The sequence below is a fragment of the Paenibacillus sp. FSL H8-0332 genome, assembly GCF_037963835.1.
GTDB classification, from domain to species: Bacteria; Bacillota; Bacilli; order Paenibacillales; family Paenibacillaceae; genus Paenibacillus_AQ; species Paenibacillus_AQ rhizoplanae.
The window spans coordinates 2,665,737-2,685,709 of sequence record NZ_CP150145.1 but is presented as its reverse complement, the minus strand read 5'-3'; the positions used below and the strand labels follow the sequence as shown (position 1 = coordinate 2,685,709).

The 19,973-nt window shown below is 51.1% G+C and carries 21 protein-coding genes, 1 tRNA gene and 1 pseudogene; 9 read left to right on the top strand and 14 right to left on the bottom strand.

From position 1 onward, the window contains the following. Positions 1-167: 167 nt before the first annotated feature. Positions 168-290 carry a hypothetical protein gene (locus tag NST43_RS11475; RefSeq protein ID WP_339224532.1) on the bottom strand — a complete coding sequence of 41 codons (123 nt, stop codon included), beginning with the start codon at positions 288-290 and terminating at the stop codon, positions 168-170. Positions 291-322: 32 nt separating this feature from the next. After that, entirely contained in the window at positions 323-682 is a 360-nt protein-coding gene (locus tag NST43_RS11470; protein ID WP_339224530.1) for an NUDIX domain-containing protein, read from the bottom strand. A 156-nt stretch (positions 683-838) separates the two neighbouring features. Between NST43_RS11470 and NST43_RS11465 the strand changes: the two genes are divergently transcribed. After that, positions 839-910, top strand: a tRNA-Val gene (locus NST43_RS11465). Positions 911-983: 73 nt separating this feature from the next. On the opposite strand, the pseudogene NST43_RS11460 reads toward NST43_RS11465, so the two are convergent. The 3 genes and pseudogenes from NST43_RS11460 to NST43_RS11450 all read right to left on the bottom strand — a co-directional run. Continuing rightward, positions 984-1,622, bottom strand: a pseudogene (locus NST43_RS11460) (Rpn family recombination-promoting nuclease/putative transposase); the annotation flags it as partial. A 147-nt stretch (positions 1,623-1,769) separates the two neighbouring features. Beyond that, entirely contained in the window at positions 1,770-2,213 is a 444-nt protein-coding gene (locus tag NST43_RS11455) for a hypothetical protein (RefSeq protein WP_339224528.1), read from the bottom strand. Positions 2,214-2,480: 267 nt separating this feature from the next. Further along, on the bottom strand, positions 2,481-3,053 hold the full coding sequence (locus NST43_RS11450; protein ID WP_209985303.1) for a hypothetical protein: 573 nt from the start codon (positions 3,051-3,053) through the stop codon (positions 2,481-2,483). Between the two features lie 247 nt (positions 3,054-3,300). Here NST43_RS11450 and NST43_RS11445 point away from each other — a divergent pair, with 247 nt between their 5' ends. Continuing rightward, complete coding sequence (locus NST43_RS11445; RefSeq protein WP_339224526.1) at positions 3,301-3,831, top strand: GNAT family protein; 531 nt, start codon at positions 3,301-3,303, stop codon at positions 3,829-3,831. A 640-nt stretch (positions 3,832-4,471) separates the two neighbouring features. Here NST43_RS11445 and NST43_RS11440 read toward each other — a convergent pair. The 5 genes from NST43_RS11440 to NST43_RS11420 form a co-directional block, all read right to left on the bottom strand. Further along, positions 4,472-4,999, bottom strand: coding sequence for an accessory gene regulator B family protein (locus NST43_RS11440; RefSeq protein ID WP_209985292.1), 528 nt, complete (start codon positions 4,997-4,999; stop codon positions 4,472-4,474). After that, positions 4,992-5,489: a hypothetical protein gene (locus tag NST43_RS11435; RefSeq protein ID WP_209985290.1), complete on the bottom strand. Its 498-nt coding sequence runs from the start codon at positions 5,487-5,489 to the stop codon at positions 4,992-4,994. The genes NST43_RS11440 and NST43_RS11435 overlap by 8 nt, the downstream gene beginning before the upstream one ends. Positions 5,490-5,798: 309 nt before the next feature. Next, entirely contained in the window at positions 5,799-6,344 is a 546-nt protein-coding gene (locus NST43_RS11430) for a hypothetical protein (RefSeq protein ID WP_209985287.1), read from the bottom strand. 187 nt (positions 6,345-6,531) lie between these two features. Beyond that, entirely contained in the window at positions 6,532-7,203 is a 672-nt protein-coding gene (locus NST43_RS11425; protein ID WP_209985284.1) for a stalk domain-containing protein, read from the bottom strand. 83 nt (positions 7,204-7,286) lie between these two features. Further along, positions 7,287-7,496: a hypothetical protein gene (locus tag NST43_RS11420; protein ID WP_339225395.1), complete on the bottom strand. Its 210-nt coding sequence runs from the start codon at positions 7,494-7,496 to the stop codon at positions 7,287-7,289. A 198-nt stretch (positions 7,497-7,694) separates the two neighbouring features. Here NST43_RS11420 and NST43_RS11415 point away from each other — a divergent pair, with 198 nt between their 5' ends. Further along, positions 7,695-8,750 carry a LacI family DNA-binding transcriptional regulator gene (locus tag NST43_RS11415; protein WP_209985282.1) on the top strand — a complete coding sequence of 352 codons (1,056 nt, stop codon included), beginning with the start codon at positions 7,695-7,697 and terminating at the stop codon, positions 8,748-8,750. 96 nt (positions 8,751-8,846) lie between these two features. After that, positions 8,847-11,282, top strand: coding sequence for a glycosyl transferase (locus NST43_RS11410; RefSeq protein ID WP_339224522.1), 2,436 nt, complete (start codon positions 8,847-8,849; stop codon positions 11,280-11,282). 92 nt (positions 11,283-11,374) lie between these two features. Here the strand turns inward: NST43_RS11410 and NST43_RS11405 are convergent, their stop codons facing one another. Next, the gene (locus tag NST43_RS11405; protein ID WP_339224520.1) at positions 11,375-13,366 is read right to left on the bottom strand and encodes a beta-L-arabinofuranosidase domain-containing protein; all 1,992 of its coding nucleotides are present in this window, start codon (positions 13,364-13,366) and stop codon (positions 11,375-11,377) included. Positions 13,367-13,534: 168 nt separating this feature from the next. Between NST43_RS11405 and NST43_RS11400 the strand changes: the two genes are divergently transcribed. Together NST43_RS11400 and NST43_RS11395 are read left to right on the top strand one after the other, a co-directional pair. Continuing rightward, positions 13,535-13,990: a hypothetical protein gene (locus tag NST43_RS11400; RefSeq protein WP_339224518.1), complete on the top strand. Its 456-nt coding sequence runs from the start codon at positions 13,535-13,537 to the stop codon at positions 13,988-13,990. A 16-nt stretch (positions 13,991-14,006) separates the two neighbouring features. Then, positions 14,007-14,408: an AraC family transcriptional regulator gene (locus tag NST43_RS11395; RefSeq protein WP_339224516.1), complete on the top strand. Its 402-nt coding sequence runs from the start codon at positions 14,007-14,009 to the stop codon at positions 14,406-14,408. Positions 14,409-14,420: 12 nt separating this feature from the next. Here NST43_RS11395 and NST43_RS11390 read toward each other — a convergent pair whose 3' ends face one another. Beyond that, positions 14,421-14,648, bottom strand: a complete 228-nt coding sequence (locus NST43_RS11390) for a hypothetical protein (RefSeq protein WP_339224515.1) — start codon at positions 14,646-14,648, stop codon at positions 14,421-14,423. Positions 14,649-14,752: 104 nt separating this feature from the next. On the opposite strand from NST43_RS11390, the gene NST43_RS11385 reads away from it, so the two are divergent. The 3 genes from NST43_RS11385 (at position 14,753) to NST43_RS11375 (ending at position 16,717) form a co-directional block, all read left to right on the top strand. Then, positions 14,753-15,334 (top strand): YitT family protein, encoded by a 582-nt coding sequence (locus tag NST43_RS11385; RefSeq protein ID WP_209986349.1) that lies wholly within the window; start codon positions 14,753-14,755, stop codon positions 15,332-15,334. 150 nt (positions 15,335-15,484) lie between these two features. Continuing rightward, positions 15,485-16,252, top strand: a complete 768-nt coding sequence (locus NST43_RS11380; protein WP_209985266.1) for a threonine/serine exporter family protein — start codon at positions 15,485-15,487, stop codon at positions 16,250-16,252. Positions 16,253-16,279: 27 nt separating this feature from the next. Continuing rightward, a complete protein-coding gene (locus NST43_RS11375) occupies positions 16,280-16,717 on the top strand; it encodes a threonine/serine exporter family protein (protein ID WP_209985263.1) in 438 nt (145 codons plus the stop codon). Between the two features lie 112 nt (positions 16,718-16,829). On the opposite strand, the gene NST43_RS11370 is transcribed toward NST43_RS11375, so the two are convergent. Together NST43_RS11370 and NST43_RS11365 are read right to left on the bottom strand one after the other, a co-directional pair. Further along, on the bottom strand, positions 16,830-18,860 hold the full coding sequence (locus tag NST43_RS11370) for a Na+/H+ antiporter (RefSeq protein ID WP_209985260.1): 2,031 nt from the start codon (positions 18,858-18,860) through the stop codon (positions 16,830-16,832). 182 nt (positions 18,861-19,042) lie between these two features. After that, a complete protein-coding gene (locus tag NST43_RS11365; RefSeq protein WP_339224511.1) occupies positions 19,043-19,909 on the bottom strand; it encodes a VOC family protein in 867 nt (288 codons plus the stop codon). Between the last annotated feature and the right edge of the window lie 64 nt (positions 19,910-19,973).

The following is a 19,973-nucleotide window of genomic DNA, read 5'->3' as shown; positions in this document are numbered from 1 at the left end:
GTCCCTGAGGTTCATATCATAATAAGTTCTGTACACTCCTACTGAATAGAGAGAGAACTCCTCCCAGTTCAGCATCCGGCGGCGCAGCTCCAGATCCAGGAACAGAAGACGCAGCATTATGCGCTCAGAATCAGGCAGACCTCCGAAATCACTAAGCACTTCACTCGCTATAGAAGCAAGAGTATCCGGCAGGCCCGGATTCCATAGCTCACAGCTTCAGGCTGCAGACGGTCCCGGCGTGATCTCAGGTAGTCGCCAAGACACTTAAACCTCGTAATCGCATAACTCATGAGCTGGGCCTCCTTTCAGCATTACAATTGATTCACAGATGCTTCAGATATTCACATAGTCTTGCATATAGCGTGGGGTAAATCCCCGGGTATGTCACCGCCTGCGGCAGCTCGCTGAAGCTTCGAAGCTCTGCCATTTCGTACGGGGGCAAAGTCCCGAACTTTTTGACATCTGCATAATACAACATCCCGTAGCTCTCTGCCAGGTCTTCACTACTGACCGAATAGATGCATAACGGATGCAGTTCATATTCTTCAGCACCTGTCTCTTCGTAGAGCTCTCTTACCGCAGCTTCCCCGGGACCCTCACCCGCCTCAATATGCCCGCCGGCAAATTCCCATGTGGACCGCTCACGGTGCCGAACCAGCACCCAGTCCTCTCCTTGCTTCATAAAAAGTACCATTATTGTAAACTAATATGGATGGGGTGTCGTGGGTTTTTGTCACTGCGGTGGTGTGACAGGGTCGTGCTTAACGGTATCATCTATCGCGTATTAAAAAATCTCTTGCCATTCCCTCACGTCCTGTGTTATTATAAATCTCGTTGCAGGACGGTAGCTCAGCGGGAGAGCACTATCTTGACAGGGTAGGGGTCATGGGTTCGAACCCCATCCGTCCTATATATGGAAAGCCTTAAAGAAACGAAGCCGATCATAAGATCGGCTTCGTTTTTCGTTGTTATCAATGGCCTTATCAAACTGACTTTAACTTTAAAACTTCTTGCTCTGAGAGGCCTGAGGCTCTAACAATAATGGAAATTTCCACTCCAAGAGCAAGAAGTTCACGCACCATTGCCTCTGCCTTTTTTCGTTCACCCTCTGCTCGTCCTTCTGCTTTCGCTCCGTTCATCCGCGACGCCTCATCCCGCAAATACTTCATCCGGGCATCATATTCCATACGTGTAGCGGCATCCTGACTCAGGAACTCCAGCGTATCCATTGCTTTTTTTAGCATAGGCTCATTCATGGTCAGCACCTCCCAGTTTGGTTGTTCGACACCCTTCAGGAATAATAACCAGTTAATCAGACCACCAGTCAATGGAACGGCCTGCTCCTCAAGCTTCGTTAATTCCATCACATGTATCTCAAGATCATTGTTAAGAGATATCCCGGTATGATCTTCCCGCAGGCGAAAGACATTATGATGGCGGTCATTCGGCAGGCAGGAGTAGTTCAATATATTGATCGTCACACACTTCTTCAATTGACTATAATCGTCGCCTTTTTGAATCTGGTGGTAATACATCTCGCTCCAGTAGAAAAGTGTCCGCTTCTCCATATTGTATGGATTGAACAATTGCATTTCGATGTTAATCCGTTTGCCCTCAGCCGTTTATCACTCCAATCATATACATTGATTATATCATGGCAGAACTACTCGTTGTAGACAAAGCCAGCCTTTAAGGTCCCTATATTGCTATTCTGTCCCCAATGCTCAAAGAAACATACTAGCACATGCTTGATCTTCAGCCCCCCCCTTTTACCTAAGCGTGATCGCCATTCGCTTATCCACCAATACAACGGCGTCTGCTTCACCCTTACCGTTGAACATGGCTGAAATTACATATATTTTCGTGTCATCTTCAGCTTTCGCTACCCATTCTTTCTCCTGCAAATAGCGCTTGTTAATCGAATCGTAAGCATAATCCAGGTTTCTCTCCATATCCTTCAGATATTGCTCGCCATAGATTTGTTTGAAGTCATCCTTGGACATGCCAACTTTAAAACCGCCAACAGTTTCATACGCATCTTTCGACTCCTCGCCCAGAGAAATGCCTGCCACTGTATCCTCACGGTACATAATTCTTACGCCAGAGCTATACATGACTGAATTGGCGATATCCTTCTCCTCCCCCTTGCCCAGTACCTCTTCCGCTTCCGCACGGCTCATTCCATACTCAACAATGGCTTTATGATCATTCACCTTTTGGATGGCTAAGTGTTTGGTGGTCACCCCGTCCTTTGAATTTGCACAAGCGGTCAATACAAACAAGAACAATAATACCAGTACTGTTTTTCGCATAATGCCCTCCCAGATGTTTTTATCTAAAGTTTACCATCGTAGGCGCGACAAGAAACAGGCCGCATCCACGCACCAAATTAAACCTTTGGTTACCATTGTAAGAGTTATAAAAAAAGACTGCATGAGCACATGCCCACACAGCCTCTATTAATGGCGATCATGACGCTCTTAACTAAGCTTATATCTCTCAGTGATTACAGAGGCACTAACCGAAAATCCTCTTTTCTGCATCGTTGCTGTCAGAGTCTTTTGAACACCGCCGTCAGGATCGCACACCAGATATTTATCAAAATTTGAAGCCGAGGAGTTATGCCCGTCCACAATGACATAGTGGGAGTTTCCGTTTTGTTCAAGTCTCATCATGCAGATGTTCCCTTTTTCTGCTTCCACTGAAACGTCAGCAATCGGAGTAATAGTTACACCTATGCTCTGACTTCCGATTTTTGCAGTGAATCCACTTGCCGTGAAATCAGCAGCATTATTGGTCCCTTTCGTTGTTGCTTCTACAACGGCATAATACACATTCGATTTGGTTGCATTAGACAACCTGCCTTTATATAGAATAAACATCCCAAGAGCGCAAATTGCACAACCATATTTCTTAATATCTCCACCGGCTGCAGTTTTCCCGCATTTTTTGTAAAAATTAGAGTCTGTAAAAGCTGAGGTAGAGGTACCTGGATAGTAAATCGAAGTATCTCCCTGGTTAATCAGATGGGTAGACGATAGTTTATGTGGCATAAACTATACCTCCTAAAATATATTTGAGAGGAACGAAATCCCTAGGTTGACTTCGCTCTCACAATACATAAGATATGTTGATAGATTAGAAGTGGCCACCAAGCAAAGTACCCTTCATTATGAAGATTTGTTGAAGCGGTCCTGATATAATAGAGGCAGCTTACACACGGAAAGGACTGAACTATGCGCAGATATCAATAGTTGTACCTCACCAATACCATATATATTTAATGGAGGTAACTTATTGATGATTACAGAATTACAAACCGAGAGATTAGTATTAAGACAAATGCGCACCGCCGATTCAGCCAGCCTGTTCCCGATCTGGTCCGATCCTGAAGTCACCCGGTTCATGAATATCAGCAGCTTCACGGATGAGAGTCAGGCCGTGGAAATGATTGAGCTGCTGGGTAAGTTAGCCACCGAGAATCAGGCGATCCGCTATTCCATTACAGAAGCAGAATCCGGCCGGATTATCGGCTCCTGTGGTTTCAATACGCTGGACTATGACAATGCCAAGACAGAGATTGGTTATGACCTTAGCCGCGAATGCTGGGGAAAAGGATATGTGCCTGAAGCCCTTCGCGCACTAATAGATTATGCGTTTGATACACTGGGCTTCAATAGAATAGAAGCAAAGGCCCAGCCTGCTAATATCAATTCTATTAAGGTACTGCAGAAATTAAACTTTTCGCTGGAAGGAATATTGAGGCAGAGTGAGCGTTCCAAAGGAAGCTTCATTGATCTGTGTATGTATTCCAAATTAGCTACAGACTAAGCTAACCGAATAAAGGCTGGACCCAGGCGCTACAGAATGCACTGCGCAGGGTCAGCCTTATTTTATATACAAACCTCCAAAAAAATAAAGCTACCACTGGGGCAGCTCCACTAATATAATATCCGATTCGGATGTCTTTACGTATTTTAAAATTTCTCTATAGCCCTTCTCTGACAGAAAACACTTTTGCTCGACTCCTCTGTGATCTTCCCCAAAATAAGCAATATGAAACGTCTTATCCAATTGGATAATGTTAGAAACCTGAATTAACGTGTTTCTATCTGCTAGAACGAAATTATATCCTGAACTGGCCAGGGTATTGAGCCAATATTTCAGCGTACCTACTGTATAAAAGGTTTGATCGTACGTATGGACAATGATCCGATAGATAGTCCGTTCAAATTCCATAAAAGTTATTTTTGCAATATCGAGTGAGAATACACCAGTGTTTCCCTCTGTGTCTCTAGTAACAGATATCGTGCTCAAAGGGATCAACTCCAATGTTATTTAAGTAACTCTTCAGGTACCTCCGGTTGGTTAATGTAGAATACACTCGCTGTAACCAACACGATAAGGGCAGCCAAGGCGGACAAACCAGAAGCAAGCTTATACACTACTTTGCGCTGCAAAGCTCTCATTGTCAGATTTCCACCTCCCTTCTAGCTATAATCAGACTGATGGATTGAGCCAAAAAGCTGGCCGCGATGACAGGTGATCCTACGACGATATTGGAAGCTACTAGCAGTAACGCCACGATTCTCAGCTTAGGCCAGTGCCGCTTGGAAATCCGCGTTTGTCGTTCAATCCCAATGGGCGCCAGCCATAGAACCACTAGCAGACTAGCTGCATTCAATAACATAACGTAGAAGGAGCTAAGCTCCACAAAGGACAGGACCGTGAACATGCTTACCGTAAACAAGACACAGGCTATACCTGACCTGAGATGGGCCCCGCCGGACACCTGACGTAATAAGGCAAAGGAGATCAGAATCTGCAGAGCTTCACTTGTCCTGCCCGTTAAAAGGGACACTACCAGTGTCAGCCCAATAATAAACACCACATTAAGCACTACACTAATAGCAAACTTCAGGACAGCGTAGGATGCCGGGTGCTCTGGAACGATATTTTTAATCGTAAATGCCAGTTTGCCGGACATGAATTCAAGCATCTTCCCGCTCCCTCCGGGTGGAATAATATAGAAGGAATACAGACATCACCAGGAAAATCACGGCATTTAGCAGAATATCATTAAAGTAGAGTAGGCCAGATACTCCGATGACGAATGCAAATATCAGCACGGACAGCAGGATATCCTCTATCTTAAAGCGGAGTTTATCCAAATCGAATGTGAAGCCCTTGCCTCTGCGGTACAGAAACCCAAAGATACCAAACACAACTGCCGCAGTCGCCACCTGCAGAAAATATCCGTTGGCCGTACTACCCACATTCGAAATGGAGCCGAAAATAAGCAGGATGAGCAGCGTCTGAATCCCAGCGAAAATAGCAAATCCCGATATCGTTGCGATGATGGATAAAATCAGCGGCATCCTCACCACCGCAGCGAAGAAGAAGATAAAAATTAAGATTAAAACAAGTGGTGCGACATTCGACATACCTAGTTCATTGCGTAAGAGATAGCTTTGCAGATTGTTCAGCAAGATCACGAATAAAGCCTGCCATATGTACCATCTCCATTTGAATCTATAGAGAGACATAATCAGATAATAGAGCGCAAACGTCTCTATTGTTGAGAAAAACATAAAGCCTACAGGTTCCCACGACACACCATTTACACCGCCTGACTAATTTCATTCACAAGAATAATTATATAACTCCACCATGCCTGACGTATACTACTTAAATACAAAATTCGACACTTTTTGCCCAATTACAAAAAAACATCCGTTGACTGCTCTGAATCGAGTCTCAACGGATTTCCTCTGGGTACAGCAGCTTGGCTGTCCGTATTAAATTTCAGACCAGCTTACAGTCAGTTCCACGACCCCCTCCTGGGATGCCAGCGGACCGCCAATAATCGACCAGCTCTGCTTGTTGTCCTTGGTCGTGCCTTGGATAATCAGGTTCTTAGGGTCAATGGTCTTCACGGACTGATCGCCCAGCTTAGAGGCCAGATAATCATCATACAGCTTCGTTACCGATTCCATACTGTCGGTTGTTCTAAAGATCAGCATGGCTGACTTCTTGCCCTCGTCCTCCGCCGTAGTGGACAGGACAGTCTCTGTTACATTCTCCGGCATCGGGAAGTCCTCCGGCAGATATTTCGGAAGCTCCGTGGAACCTGCGGCTGTATCGTTACCTCCGGTTGACGGCTCAGGCGTCTGCTCCGGCTCCGCCGTTGGTGCTGCAGTCTGTTCGGCCTCTGTTGTCGGCGCTGGAGTCTGCACATTCTCTGCTGTCGGTGCAGTGGTCTGCATCGATTCGGTGGATGGCTTATCCTCGGCATTACCGCAGGCGCTGAGGGCCAATAGGAACAACGTCAAGGATAAGGTCATTATTAGTTTTTTGGTGTACATCTTCTCACTCCTCATTAATTCATTCAACAGTTACATGGCCAGTTAGATTCACCGGCTTACCGGATAATACCCATTATTTTCTTCCTCAAAACAACGAATAGACAAAAAGATGCCCCGGAAACCAAGGCTTCCGGGGCATGCATGAATGATATATAAGTTCGGAAATTTATTTATAATACGATGTCGTAAGCGGAACGAAGACCGTTGTTCCATTCTTTACATCTCCGTTGACATATAGGCTACTTACTCCGGCAATATCTACTTCGATGGTAGTAAGCCCGTTTGCCGGGTCAATGGTCTGCTTCTTCAGCACAGTGTTGGTGTCGCTGTCTTGTACCGCAAAGTCTTTAATCTCCCCGCCGATTGCGGCTACCTGGAGATAAAGCTTCTGATATTTTTTGTCCGGGTGGAGCATGAATGAAGTGCCGCGGTCACCGCTGGCGTTGTCGAAGAAGACATCCTTGTAATCCTTGTCCTTGAAGACCGTTTTGCCCGGATCTTTGGTGTGATACATATCATCAAAACCTGTTGCGATCGGTACGCCCGATGTCTGTTCTCCCAGAGAGATCGTATTCGTTGCCGCATCGAACTTGACGGTAACCCCGAGCAGATCAGATACGGAACGGACTGGCAGATACGTTGTGTCCTTATAGGAAATTGGGGCAATTACTGCACCGCTGCCATTCTTAAGCTGTACGGGCTGGCCGTTCATCTTAAATTTGATGCTTGGATTCAGAAATGCCTTGATCTCCTGCAGATTGGCTCCGGCATACACACCTGTGCCCATTCCTCCCAGTACAGCAAATGCAGTCAGCGCAGCAGTCATCTTCTTCTTCATTCGCTCAAACTCCTCTCCAGATATGACAAATTTGAATATTTCATATTCGGAGTATAATCAATCCTGCAATCAGATGCAATCATTCAGAAATCATCTCTCCGCCCAACGGATTCGTAACGTTCGCGGATCTCCAGATTTTTGGAGTGGTTGTACAAGTCCAGCGCGATGATTCCCCTGCGTGCAAGCTTCACCACCAGAACAAATAAATAAATCCCCATACCCAGACAAGTGAACCAGAGCAAAAGAGCAAAAATACTGAATCCTCCAGCGAGCAAGGACCCAAAACCTGTCATATACACAGCTTACAACCCCCTAATTCAACATGATATAAGTCTATATCCTTATCATAACAAGTTTGGCACATTTGTGTAAGCAATGCAAAGTAAAGAGCCTATTTCAAACTAAAATCTTCCGGCAAACGATTGACCTCCAGGCCGGTTTATTTTACAATAAACTCATAAACGCGCGTTTACAATTAGAGGGGGTACCTTATGCGAAGCGAAGATATTGCCAAGCTAGCCGGGGTTTCGCGAAGCACCGTATCCCGTGTGATCAACAATTATTCCAATGTCCCTGAAGAGACCCGGGCCAAGGTGCTGAAGGTGATTGAGCAGCATCAGTACGAGCCGAACAGCTTCGCCCGGGCTCTGGCCGGCAAGAAGACCGACACGATCGGGCTGTTTGCCATCAGTATGAACGAGAAGGAGAATGCGACGCGGATCTATCAGAATAATTACTTCGCCCCGTTCGTCGATGCTGTGGTAGATACGTCGAATGCCCGCGGCTGTTATGTTCTGATTCACACCGTCTATTCGCCCGACGACTTCCTGAAGGTCAAGCAGGCCTTCCTCCAGAAACGGATTGACGGAGGCATCATTGTCGGCACCCAGAAGGATATCGAGATTGTACGGGAGATGGTGGGTCTGGGCGCTCCGCTTGTACTGATCGATTATGACATTTCGGAGATTATGTCAGAGCATCTGGACCGCAACCATCTCGCTATTGTGAATTCCAAGGATTACGAAGGTACGGTAGAAGCCATTGAGTACCTAATCGGTCTCGGCCATAAGGAGATCGGTATGATCTGCGGACGGATGAATACTTATTCCGGACGGGAGCGCTACATGGCTTACGAGAATACGCTGAAGCGCCATGGACTTGCCCTGCAGCAGGACTTTGTCCTTCAGGGTGATTTTCTCAAGGAGACTGCCTACCAGGAAGTGAAGAAGCTGCTGGATTCCGGCGGCCCGCTGCCGACTGCCTTCTTCTCTTCCAATGACGATATGGCTATATCGGCGATGGAAGCGTTCTCGGAGCATGGCCTTTCCGTGCCGGAGGATATCTCCATTGCGGGGTTCGACGATGTGCAGCTTGCTGCGCGGATTCATCCTAAGCTGACCTCCGTCCGTCTGCCGATTTATGAAATGTCCAAAGCCGCTGTCGAGAAGGTCATTGAGCTATGTGATTCACAGCAGCCTACCTTCAGCACCATCAGTTTCCCGGCGCGTCTGATCACCAGAGATTCCTGTCAGCCGCCTAAGAAGTAGAGTATAGCTATAGCTACGGAAAAATCCCTTGCCCCGAGGGAATTTTTTCTCCGTCTTGTAAACGCGCGTTCACAATCGAAAGGAGACTTGTCTCTCATGAAATTCGGAACTTTTGACGACACCCGCAAAGAGTATGTAATCAACACCCCCAAAACACCTTATCCTTGGATTAACTACCTCGGCAACGAGCAGTTTTTCGGCCTGATCTCTAATACTGCCGGGGGCTACACCTTCTACCGCGATGCGCGGATGAGAAGACTTACCCGTTACCGGTATAACAATATTCCGCTGGATACAGGCGGCCGCTACTACTACCTGTACGATGACGGTGATTTCTGGACCCCGGGCTGGATGCCGGTGAAGCGCGATCTGGACTTCTACGAATGCCGCCACGGCCTGGGCTACACTTCCATTACAGGCGAGCGTAACGGCATTTCCGTGAATCAGCTTGCTTTTGTACCGATGGGCCATAACGCTGAAGTACACCGCCTTGTCGTTAAGAACACCGGCGACGCGAAGAAGACTGTTAAGCTGTTCTCTTTTGCCGAGTTCTGTCTGTGGAATGCCAATGATGATATGACCAACTTCCAGCGTAACCTCAGCACCGGCGAAGTTGAAGTGAAGGATTCTGTTATCTATCACAAAACCGAATACCGCGAGCGCAGAAACCATTACGCCTTCTATTCGGTAAATAAAGAAATCGCCGGCTTCGATACCGACCGCGAATCCTTCGTGGGCATGTACAATGGACTAGACGCTCCGCAGGCAGTTGCTGCCGGTGAAGCTACGAATTCCGTAGCCAGCGGCTGGTCACCTATCGGCTCCCACGCACTTGACATCACGCTGGAGCCAGGCGAAGCCCAGAGCTTCATCTTCGTGCTCGGCTACATTGAGAACCCTGAGGATGAGAAGTGGGAAGCCCTGAACGTCATCAACAAAAAGCCAGCCCAGGCTGTCATCGATCAATTCGCTACGGATGCCCAGGTGGATGCCGCCCTCGCGGTACTGGCTGCGCATTGGGATAACCTGCTGTCCAAATACCAGATTAAGAGCGGGGACGACAAGCTGAACCGGATGGTGAACATCTGGAATCCGTACCAGTGTATGGTGACCTTCAACATGTCCCGTTCCGCATCGTACTTCGAATCCGGGATTGGCCGCGGTATGGGCTTCCGTGACTCCAACCAGGACTTGCTCGGCTTCGTCCACCAGATTCCTGAGCGTGCCAGAGAACGGATTCTCGATATCGCCGCTACCCAGTTCCCTGACGGCAGCGCGTATCACCAGTACCAGCCGCTGACCAAGAAGGGCAACAACGAAGTCGGCTCCGGCTTCAACGATGATCCGCTCTGGCTGATCTCGGGTACAGCCGCCTATATTAAGGAGACCGGCGACTATTCGATTCTTGATGAGCAGGTTCCTTTTGACAGCAATCCGGATCACACTGCAACCCTGTTCGAGCATCTGAAGCTGAGCTTCGAGCATGTCACGAACAACCTCGGGCCTCACGGCCTGCCGCTGATCGGACGCGCGGACTGGAATGACTGTCTGAACCTGAACTGCTTCTCCACCGAGCCGGGCGAATCGTTCCAGACCACGGAGAATATCGCAGGCGGCGTAGCCGAATCTGTGTTCATCGCAGGCCTGTTCGTCTTCGTTGGACCGGACTATGCCGAGATCTGCCGGATGCGCGGACTGGATGATGTAGCCGCTGACGCTGTTGCCAAGATCGAGAACATGAGTGCCATCACGTTGTCCCACGGCTTCGACGGCGACTGGTTCCTGCGCGCTTATGACCACTATGGCGACAAGATCGGCAGCAAGGAGAACGAAGAAGGCCAGATCTTCATCGAGCCGCAGGGAATGTGCGTAATGGCCGGTATCGGTGTAGAGAACGGTGAAGCGGCCCGCGCCCTGACTTCCGTGCAGGAACGTCTGGATACGGACTATGGTATTGTTTTGCAGCAGCCTCCGTATTCCAAGTATTATGTGAACTTAGGCGAAATCTCCACGTACCCTCCGGGTTACAAAGAGAACGCCGGGATCTTCTGCCATAATAACCCGTGGATCATGATTGCCGAGACGGTCCTTGGACATGGCGACAGAGCTTTTGACATCTACCGTAAAATCGCCCCAGCCTACCTGGAGGACATCAGCGAAGTGCACCGGATGGAGCCTTACGTGTACTCCCAGATGATCGCCGGTAAAGATGCCGTACGTCACGGGGAAGCGAAAAACTCCTGGCTGACAGGTACAGCGGCTTGGAACTATGTAGCAATCACGCAGTCTATCCTGGGGATTCAGGCAGACTTCGCCGGGCTCAAGGTTGACCCTTGTATCCCTGCAGAATGGGATAGCTTCGAGATTACCCGCGTCTTCCGTGGCGACACTTATGTGATCTCGATCCAGAACCCGAAACATGTCTCCAAAGGCGTAGCCAGCCTGACCCTCGACGGTGCTGCCGTGGAAGGCAACATTATCGCTCCTGCGGGCGACGGTGCGGTTCACCAGGTTGTAGTCACTCTCGGCTAATTATCTATCACTCCTATAAAAGCATAACACCCCGGTTGTCCGCCAAGGCGGTCCAGCCGGGGTGTTTGTTTATGGACAGGCGGCCGCCGGAATTACTCCGGTATCCATACCTTCATCTCTCCGCTGCCGCGGTTGCCCCACAGATAATACGGAATCGCCGTCACTTCCACCGGCTGTACAGCCGCCCTGGTGATGCTGTAGAGTCCACCGCTCCAGCTCTGCTCCTTCACCCGGCAACCCGCTGCTCTGATCACTACCGCTCCGCCAAGCAGATCTTCATCGTAAAATTCCGTGAACGTTCCCTCCTTGCTTAGAGATACCGAGCTTAACGGCTCGCGGTTATCTGCGGATTCCAGACAATAGACCAGCGGCCCGTACTGAATAGCCGTCTTCCCGGCATTAGCCCGCAGTTCCGGGTGGGCGTATACACGGTTCGCTTCCATTGGAAGCATCAGCTCCACTATGTCACCGGGCTGCCACTCCCTGCGGATTACCGCATAGCCCTGCTCCAAAGCATCAAGCGCTGGAAGGAGCTCGCCATTGACGCTGATCCGGACCTTTCCGCTCCACGATGGAATACGCAGGGCGATACCGAACATCCCGGCTTCCGCAGGATCAACCTTCAGTGTGACTATGCCCTCCCATGGAAGCTTGCTGGACTGAGTGACCTTCACCTCTTTTCCTCCCAGTGTAGTTCTAAGCTCACTTCCGATATACAGATTCGTATAGAGCATATCGCTGTGTTCAGTGTAGATATACTGATTCAATGAGGTCAGCAGACGCGCCACATTCGGCGGGCAGCAGGCACAGCCGAACCAGCCCTGGCGCTGCGCCTTCACATGCTGTTTGCCGGGATTACAGGTGCAGGCCTGCGGCCAGACCTCCAGCGGATTGACGTAGAAATAATGCTTGCCGTCCTGCGCCATCGAGCCGAGTACATTATTATAGAGCGCACGCTCCATCACATCGGCATAATGGGCATTGGGAGTCAACTCCAGCATTCGTCTGGCAAAAAAGATCAGCCCGATCGAAGCACAAGTCTCCGCATAGACCGTATCGTTAGGCAGATCGTAATCAAAGGTGAAAGCTTCGCCGTGATGGGTGGAGCCGATTCCGCCAGTGATATACATCTGTCTCTCTGTCATATTGTTCCACAGGCGCAGGCACGCCTCGCGAAGTGCTTCATCTCCGGTCAGGCGGGCCAAGTCGGCCATGGCGGTATACATATAGACGGCGCGGACAGAGTGGCCTACGGCTACCGTCTGCTCACGGACCGGTATATGGGACTGATTGTAGGCCATATCGATATGATCCGTCTGCCCGCCCCAATGTGTAACCCTGCCCCGGCTCTCCCATTCCTGGCGCAGGAAGTTCGGCTCCTGCCCGCGCTGGTCAATGAAGAAGAGGCTGAGCTTCAGATACTTCTCCTCCCCTGTCAGCCGGTACAGCTTCACCAGTGCCAGCTCAATCTCCTGATGACCGTCGTAGCCCTTCAGCTTGCCTTCCTCCGGTCCGAAGACAGAGTCAATATGATCGGCCATGCGGCGCATAATACTCAGCAGCTTGTCCTTACCGGTCGCTTCATAATAAGCCACTGCCGCTTCGATGAAATGTCCGGCGCAATACAGTTCATGGCAATCCTGGAGATTCGTCCAGCGCTTGCCCGGCTCCTTGACAGTGAAGTATGTGTTCAGGTATCCGTCGGCCTGCTGTGCTTCTTCCACCAGATCGATCAAATCGTCCGCCTGGCGTTCCAGCTCCGGGTCCCTCCGGATGCTGAGGGAATAACCCGTTGCCTCCAGCCACTTGGCTACATCGCTGTCCTGGAAGACCATCCCCCCGAACTTACCCTGTCTTCTTCCGGCAGCGATTTCAAAATTGGCAATGGCATGGCTCGGTTCAGCCTCGGCCACGCGGTCATGAAGCGCCTCATATTGATAAGGAATCACTGTCTCCTGCACCAACCGGATATAACGGCCCCAGAATTCATCCTGAACGGACACTCTGTGGCCTCCCTGATCCGAATGACCGGAATGATCTGGTTGAACGGTTGTCCGAACCTTTGTACCTTCAAATTGACTCATTGTAGCATCTCCTCTTCAGCATTTCGTCCTCGCTAATTGCCATTATAGACGGTACAATATAACAAAAACAGAAGCATAAACAACCCCGTTTTTGTACTATTTCACACAACTTTTATATAAGGCTTAGCGAAGTTAATTCAGGACATATGCCTTTCCAAGGAGCTGCTAATGACACTTAATTCTTCCTATATTCATCTGGCCGCACCGCCCTTTCCCTATTTCCTGGAATGCGGCCGTACCGTCTATTTGCCCGGAGACCAGCATCCGAACCGCAGCCGTATGGGCAAATTCGATCTGATCATCGTGGAGCAGGGATGCCTGCACATTGGAGAGGAGCATACAGAATGGGCAGTGGGCGCCGGGCATACCCTGCTGCTGCTGCCTGACCGCTACCATTATTCAGTGCAGCCGTGTGAAGCAGAGACGATCTTCACCTGGGTTCATTTTCACACGGTGGGAGAATGGACGGAATCAGCGGGTGAGCCGGTATATGCGGACCGGGAAACGCATTTCCGGCAGTTTCTTACCCACCCCCTATACCATCCGTATTCCCCAGTTCGGACCGCTACCTGCCCCCTTCGCACGGAGCGGCCAGGCCGGGCAGTTGCTGCAGCTGAGCCATAGCAGGCGCTCAAGCGCCGTGTGGCATCAGCAGCGTATCTTCGAGGAGATGCTGCGGACGATGGATCTGGCCCGGCAAGATACGGCCGGAAGCCAGGCAGACGAGATTGCCGAGCAGACGGAGGCCTATCTGCGGAATCATTATATGGAAGAAGTCACGAATACCTCTCTGGCGGACGCCCTGCATTTTCACTACAATTACCTGGCCCGCTGCATGAAGCGTGTCTACGGGCTTACGCCCATGGAGTACCTGACCGATTACCGGCTGGAGCAGGCCAAGCTCCTGCTGCTTAAGACAGAGATCCCGATCGCGGCAATCGCAGAGCGCACCGGCTTCGAGAGTACAGCTTACTTCTCCCGGCGCTTCAGCCGCAAGGTCGGAATCTCTCCGCTGCGCTTCCGCAAGCGATATTCGCGCTGAGCATGAATGCACTTAGGCGGAACCCGGGGCAAAGATACGGAACTGATGCAGCTCCCGGCAGTAGGATAACCCGCGAATCCGCACGGATTGCGGCGTATAGGCTCTGATCGGGCCCGTCTCAAGCTGCTGCTCCGCCCCGCTCTTCAGCCACACTGCCACCGGCACCTCCGACAGTGCAGCAGCCAGCAGCTCCATATCGGTCTCCAGTATTTTATAGAAATAACCCATTTCAGACTTCACCTGCTTTATGGTCAATTAATTCGGGCAGAGTAGAACTTTTAGCTATTTTTTTCCAGATGGTCGCATAAGGATTAAGACATGCCTTAATTCCGGAGATGTTGACTATGCGATCCTTCCCAAGCTATGTTATTATTCTGCTGGCCAGCCTGCTAATTGCAACAGGAACCAACTTCTTCCTGGTCCCCTATAAAATCCTCGATGGAGGAATTATCGGCATTGCCCTCATTATTAATTATATCTCCGGCACCAAAATCGGACTGTGCATCATGCTATGCAGTCTGCCTATCTTCCTGCTGGCCTGGTTCCGGCAACGGGATATTTTCTACAATAGCATTCTGGGTCTGCTGGCCTCCTCCTTGCTGATCGAGCTGCTCTTTCCGCTTCAGTATTATTTCCTCTACTATATTGAGCTGGGCTCCATCTCAAGCGCCATTATCGGCGGCTTCCTGATGGGCACCGGACTTGGTCTGATGCTGCGCTTCAAAGCAAGTACAGGCGGAACAGACCTCCTGGCCAGATTCATCCAACGCTACCTTCCGCTGAATGTCGGACTGATCATCTTCCTGACGGACTTCCTGATCATCGGTGCAGGCGGTATTCTGATCTCCAAGGAGACTTTTTTCCATTCGATTCTGACGATTGTTTCAGGAGGGGTGGCTACGGGATTATGTACGCTGGAAGAATAGCTGGTAAGCATGACGCCGCTGCGAGCTGGATTTGTACGCTATTACTGATAAAAACCCTTGATTTGCCGGATGCTATGGAATAAAGGTTGAAATTTTCAGACTTTCAGGCGACAATCGAATAGACAACATTCCCGGGGAGGATTAACGAAGTTGGAAAGTACAAGCACGAATAGCAATACTTCCACACATGACATTATCGATCTGTGCCTGCTGGCTGGCAAAATCATGCTGCAGAGCGGCGCAGAGACCTACCGTGTGGAGGATACCATGAGCCGGATGGCGGCGGCACTCGGCTTCCCCGGTTCGCATAGCTATGTCACGCCGACGGTCATTATGTTCACCACCAGCCGGACCGAGCCGGCGAAGCTCTTCCGTATCGCCGAACGGACAACAGACCTGCAAAAGGTATCCGAGGTCAATGACATCTCACGGCGGCTGACCGAACGCCAGCTGACAGCCGCCGAAGCGCGTGAGCGTCTGGGCGTGGTCGATGATGCAGCGCATGCTTACCCGGTATGGCTGCAGATTGTAGCCGCCGCTCTGACCGGAGCCTGCTTCACCGTGATGTTCAAGGGCAGCCTGTGGGACGCGCTGCCGTCACTCCTGATCTCCGGGGCAGGCTTCGCTGCTGCAACTTATCTCCACCGTCTGGTGCAGATCCGTTTTTTCGCAGAATTCATTGCTTCCTTCATTATCGGCCTGCTGGCCTTCTTCTCCGTCAAGCTCGGCGTGGGACGGGAGATGGACAAGATTATCATCGGCTGTGTAATGCCGCTCGTACCGGGGCTGCTCATCACCAATGCGGTCCGTGACCTGATGGCCGGGCATCTGGTATCCGGCATCTCCAAAGGAGCCGACGCCTTTCTGACTGCGTTCGCCATCGGGACTGGCATTGGGCTGGTCCTGTCTATTTTTTAACACCCATTTGAAAGAGGTCGTCCTGCCATGATTTTGCAATTGATCACCAGTTTCATCGCTGCCTCAACCTTCTGCATTCTATTCAATGCACCGGTGCGCGCGCTGCTGCAATGCGGCTTCGCCGGAATGATCGGCTGGATGCTGTACCTGCTGCTGGATCACAGTTCCGATACTGTCGTCGCAACCTTTGGTGCTACCGTTGTGGTCGGACTGATCAGCCTGTTTTTCGCGCGTTCCTTCAAGATGCCGGTCATTATCTTCAGTGTCGGCGGCATCATCCCGCTTGTGCCGGGCGGTCTTGCGTATGATGCCATGCGGAGGTTCGTGGAGAACGATAATAACCTCGGCATCCAGTATGGGGTTCAGGCGCTCCTGCTGTCCGGAGCCATTGCGGCCGGTCTGGTCTTGAGCGAGGTGCTGGGCCAAGTCTTTATGCGCCTCAAGAAATTGCCCAAACAACCGTAAGGCTCCATTCCACAGACAAGCCCGCTTGCAGCAAGGACACCGGGTCCCTGCGCAAGCGGGCTTTGTATATTGTATCAGGTAAAATATATTGCAACACCGGCGCTCTAACAGTCTAATCCTCCCAGATGGAGGTTTCGAGCTGATCGACGAACCGGCGCAGCCTGCCGGCAATCTTAAGATTAATCGCCCCGTTCTGGTACATCTCCTGCACGGTGTTCCGCTGCTCCTGGATCGCCTGCAGCTTCAGCTCCAGCTTCTCATCATCCAGCACGCCATCATGGGTCCAGCCATCCCCCTGCACGAGCCGGGATTCCAGCCGTTCGTACTTGTCGATGACCTTCTGTGAGGCGAGCCGGTTCTCATCACTTATTCCCGCACTAACGGCGGATACTGCCGCCTGGCACATCGCAATCTTCGCCGTCCGCGCGCTTTCGGCATTCTGCATGGCAAGCCGCCCCTCTTCCCCATTCAGCTTACCTGAGAACAGTCCAGAGAACAGCCGCTGAATCTCTGTTAAAGAGAATTTAATCTGCGTATTCAGCCGTTTGCACAGCAGAGACTCCGTATGGTCCAGCAGTTCCTCCATCTTCACAGCAACAGGCATCGGTATCGCCCCGTTCTCCATGATCCGCCGCAGCTCCGTGCGTTCGGCTTCGAGCGCGCTCTTGCGCGCCTCGACTCCCAGACGGAGGAACTGCTCATGGGCCGGATCATGATCCGGTTTTGCAGCACACAGCCTGTCAACCTTATCTGTGAATTCCAGCAGCACAGGTTGAGTTGAGCGCTCAGGGCTCTCTGAGACCAGACTGCGCAGCATCGACATCCCGGCGTCAATGACCACATTTCTGGCCGTCAGCTCCGTATTCCCGTGCACAGCTCCGGCGGTCTGAACTACCGTCTCTTCACTGTCCGCAAGCAGCGGAAGGAAGATACTGGCGATGACCAGCGACATCAGAATCACACCTGCCGCCAGCGCAATAATGAGATCCCGCTCCGGAAATGGCGTCACTCCGTCCCCAAGCACCAGCGGAATCGAGAAGGCACCCGCAAGGGTTACCGCTCCCCGCACCCCTGAGATCGACGTAATAATCTGTGACTTCAGCGGGGCCTTCTCTGCCTTCAGCCGCTTGCTCTCCCATAAGGAGTAACCATAGACCCACAGAAACCGCAGCACAATCAGCAGCGCTGTAATCGCCAGAACATAGCCGGCAACCATGAAGTTATTCAGCGTCTGATCCCGGAAAATAACCTCGACCACATCCGGAACGGATACGCCGAGAATCAGAAAGACCAGCCCGTTCAGCACCAGCAGCAGCACTGACCAGGTACTGGCAGATACAAGCTGAAGCTTATATTGCGGGGAGACTGCCCGGTCCTTCTCAATGGCGTACATGACACCCCCTGCCACAACGGCCAGGATGCCCGAGACCCCGATCTCCTCGCTGATCAGATAAATAATGAACGGCGTAAGAATCTGCAGCAGGACATGGATGGTCACATCCTCCATGCCGAACCTGCGGATGAACACGCTGAGCCGGATCAGCAGGAACGACAGCACTGCACCTAGCAGCAGTCCCCCTGCGGCAATCATTACAAAGCTGACCGAAGCCTTAGGCAGAGAGAACACGCCGGTAACCATGGCTGCAATCGCAAATTTAAATGCTACCAAGCCGGAAGCGTCGTTCATCAGCGATTCTCCTTCGAGAATGCGGTGGATGCTTTTGGGAAGATGAACCCTTCCAGCCAGCGCACTTACCGCTACCGCATCGGTAGGAGACAAAATGGCCGCCAGTGCGAAGGACGCTGCCAGCGGAATCGAGGGAATCATCCAGTTAATCGCATAGCCTGCCACAAATACCGTGACAAATACAAGTCCCAGCGCCAGCAGCAGAATCGGTGCCCTAAGGTTCCACAGCTCCCCGCGCGGTGTCCGCCGCCCGTCATTGAAGAGCAGCGGAGCGATGAATAATACAAAAAACAGCTCAGGCTCGAAGTGCATATGTATTCCCGTCGGAATGAGTGCAGCAATGATTCCAAGTCCTATCTGAATCAGGGGAACTGGGACAAACGGAATGAAGCGGTTCAAGATATTCGATACGGCGATTAATCCAAGCATCAACAGCACAGCCAGAAAAGTCTCCAAGCCCATCATCTCCCCGTCTGATAATCAATTATAATATTGCATTGACCCGGCTAACGTCAACAAACGGAAGGCACCGCGGAAATTACAATTCTCCGCCGTACCTTCCGTTGTCTTATCATTCACGGCTTCTGCCGCTGGTCTAGTAGTAAATATTGTAACGTGATGCTGTCCGCCCTGTTATTTTAGCGTTTCACTAGCAGTTGTATGCCTATATTCCACGGGTCCCTTAGAGTGATGATCCCGCCTTCTTCTTCCACACGGTATCCGGCACGCTTCACACGTTCAGCCACTTCATGCACTTCCTGAATGTCAGGGAGCAATAGTGTAAAATAATCGATGCCCGCCGCATTCGCAGGAGCCGCCGGAGCACCCTTGCCAGCCCAGGTATTCAGCCCCATATGATGATGATAGCCTCCAGCCGAGATGAACATGGCCGCATCGCCGTAATGGGCGGTCACCGTGAATCCAAGGGCATCCACATAGAATTTCTTGGCCTCTGCCAGATCGCCGACATGGAAGTGAACATGACCCATTACAGTGCCGGCAGGCAGCCCGGTCCAGCTCAGGCCTTCCGATGCAGCCAGCAGACCGTCCACATCCACCGGATCGGTAGTCATGACCACATTACCTGTTGCTTCGTACTTCCAGGTGTCACGGGGCCGGTCGCGGTACAGCTCGATTCCGTTATGATCAGGGTCCTCAATGTACAGAGCTTCACTGACCAGATGATCCCCCTGGCCCACCGATATCCCGGAGTCGATCAGATTGCGCAGCACCAGTCCCAGAGAGGGCCGGTCCGGCAGCAGAATTGCAAAATGGTACAATCCGGCCACCGAGTTCCGGCGCAGCACCTGAGCCTGCTCAATCTCCCGCAGAACAAGCAGCACCTGCTGGCCATCCGCCGTCAGCTCTACCACGCGCCCTTGCTGCCGCAGAACCTTCAGTCCGATCACATTCTGATAAAAGCTGAGCGAGCGCTCCAAATGACTTACACGGATCTGTACAAGTCCAATTTCCAGTTGTTGCGGTAATATAGCTGTTGCTGTCATAGGTATCCCTCCTGAAATGAATATAATCCACATAATAACGGTTAGTGTTGACTGTTCCTGTCAT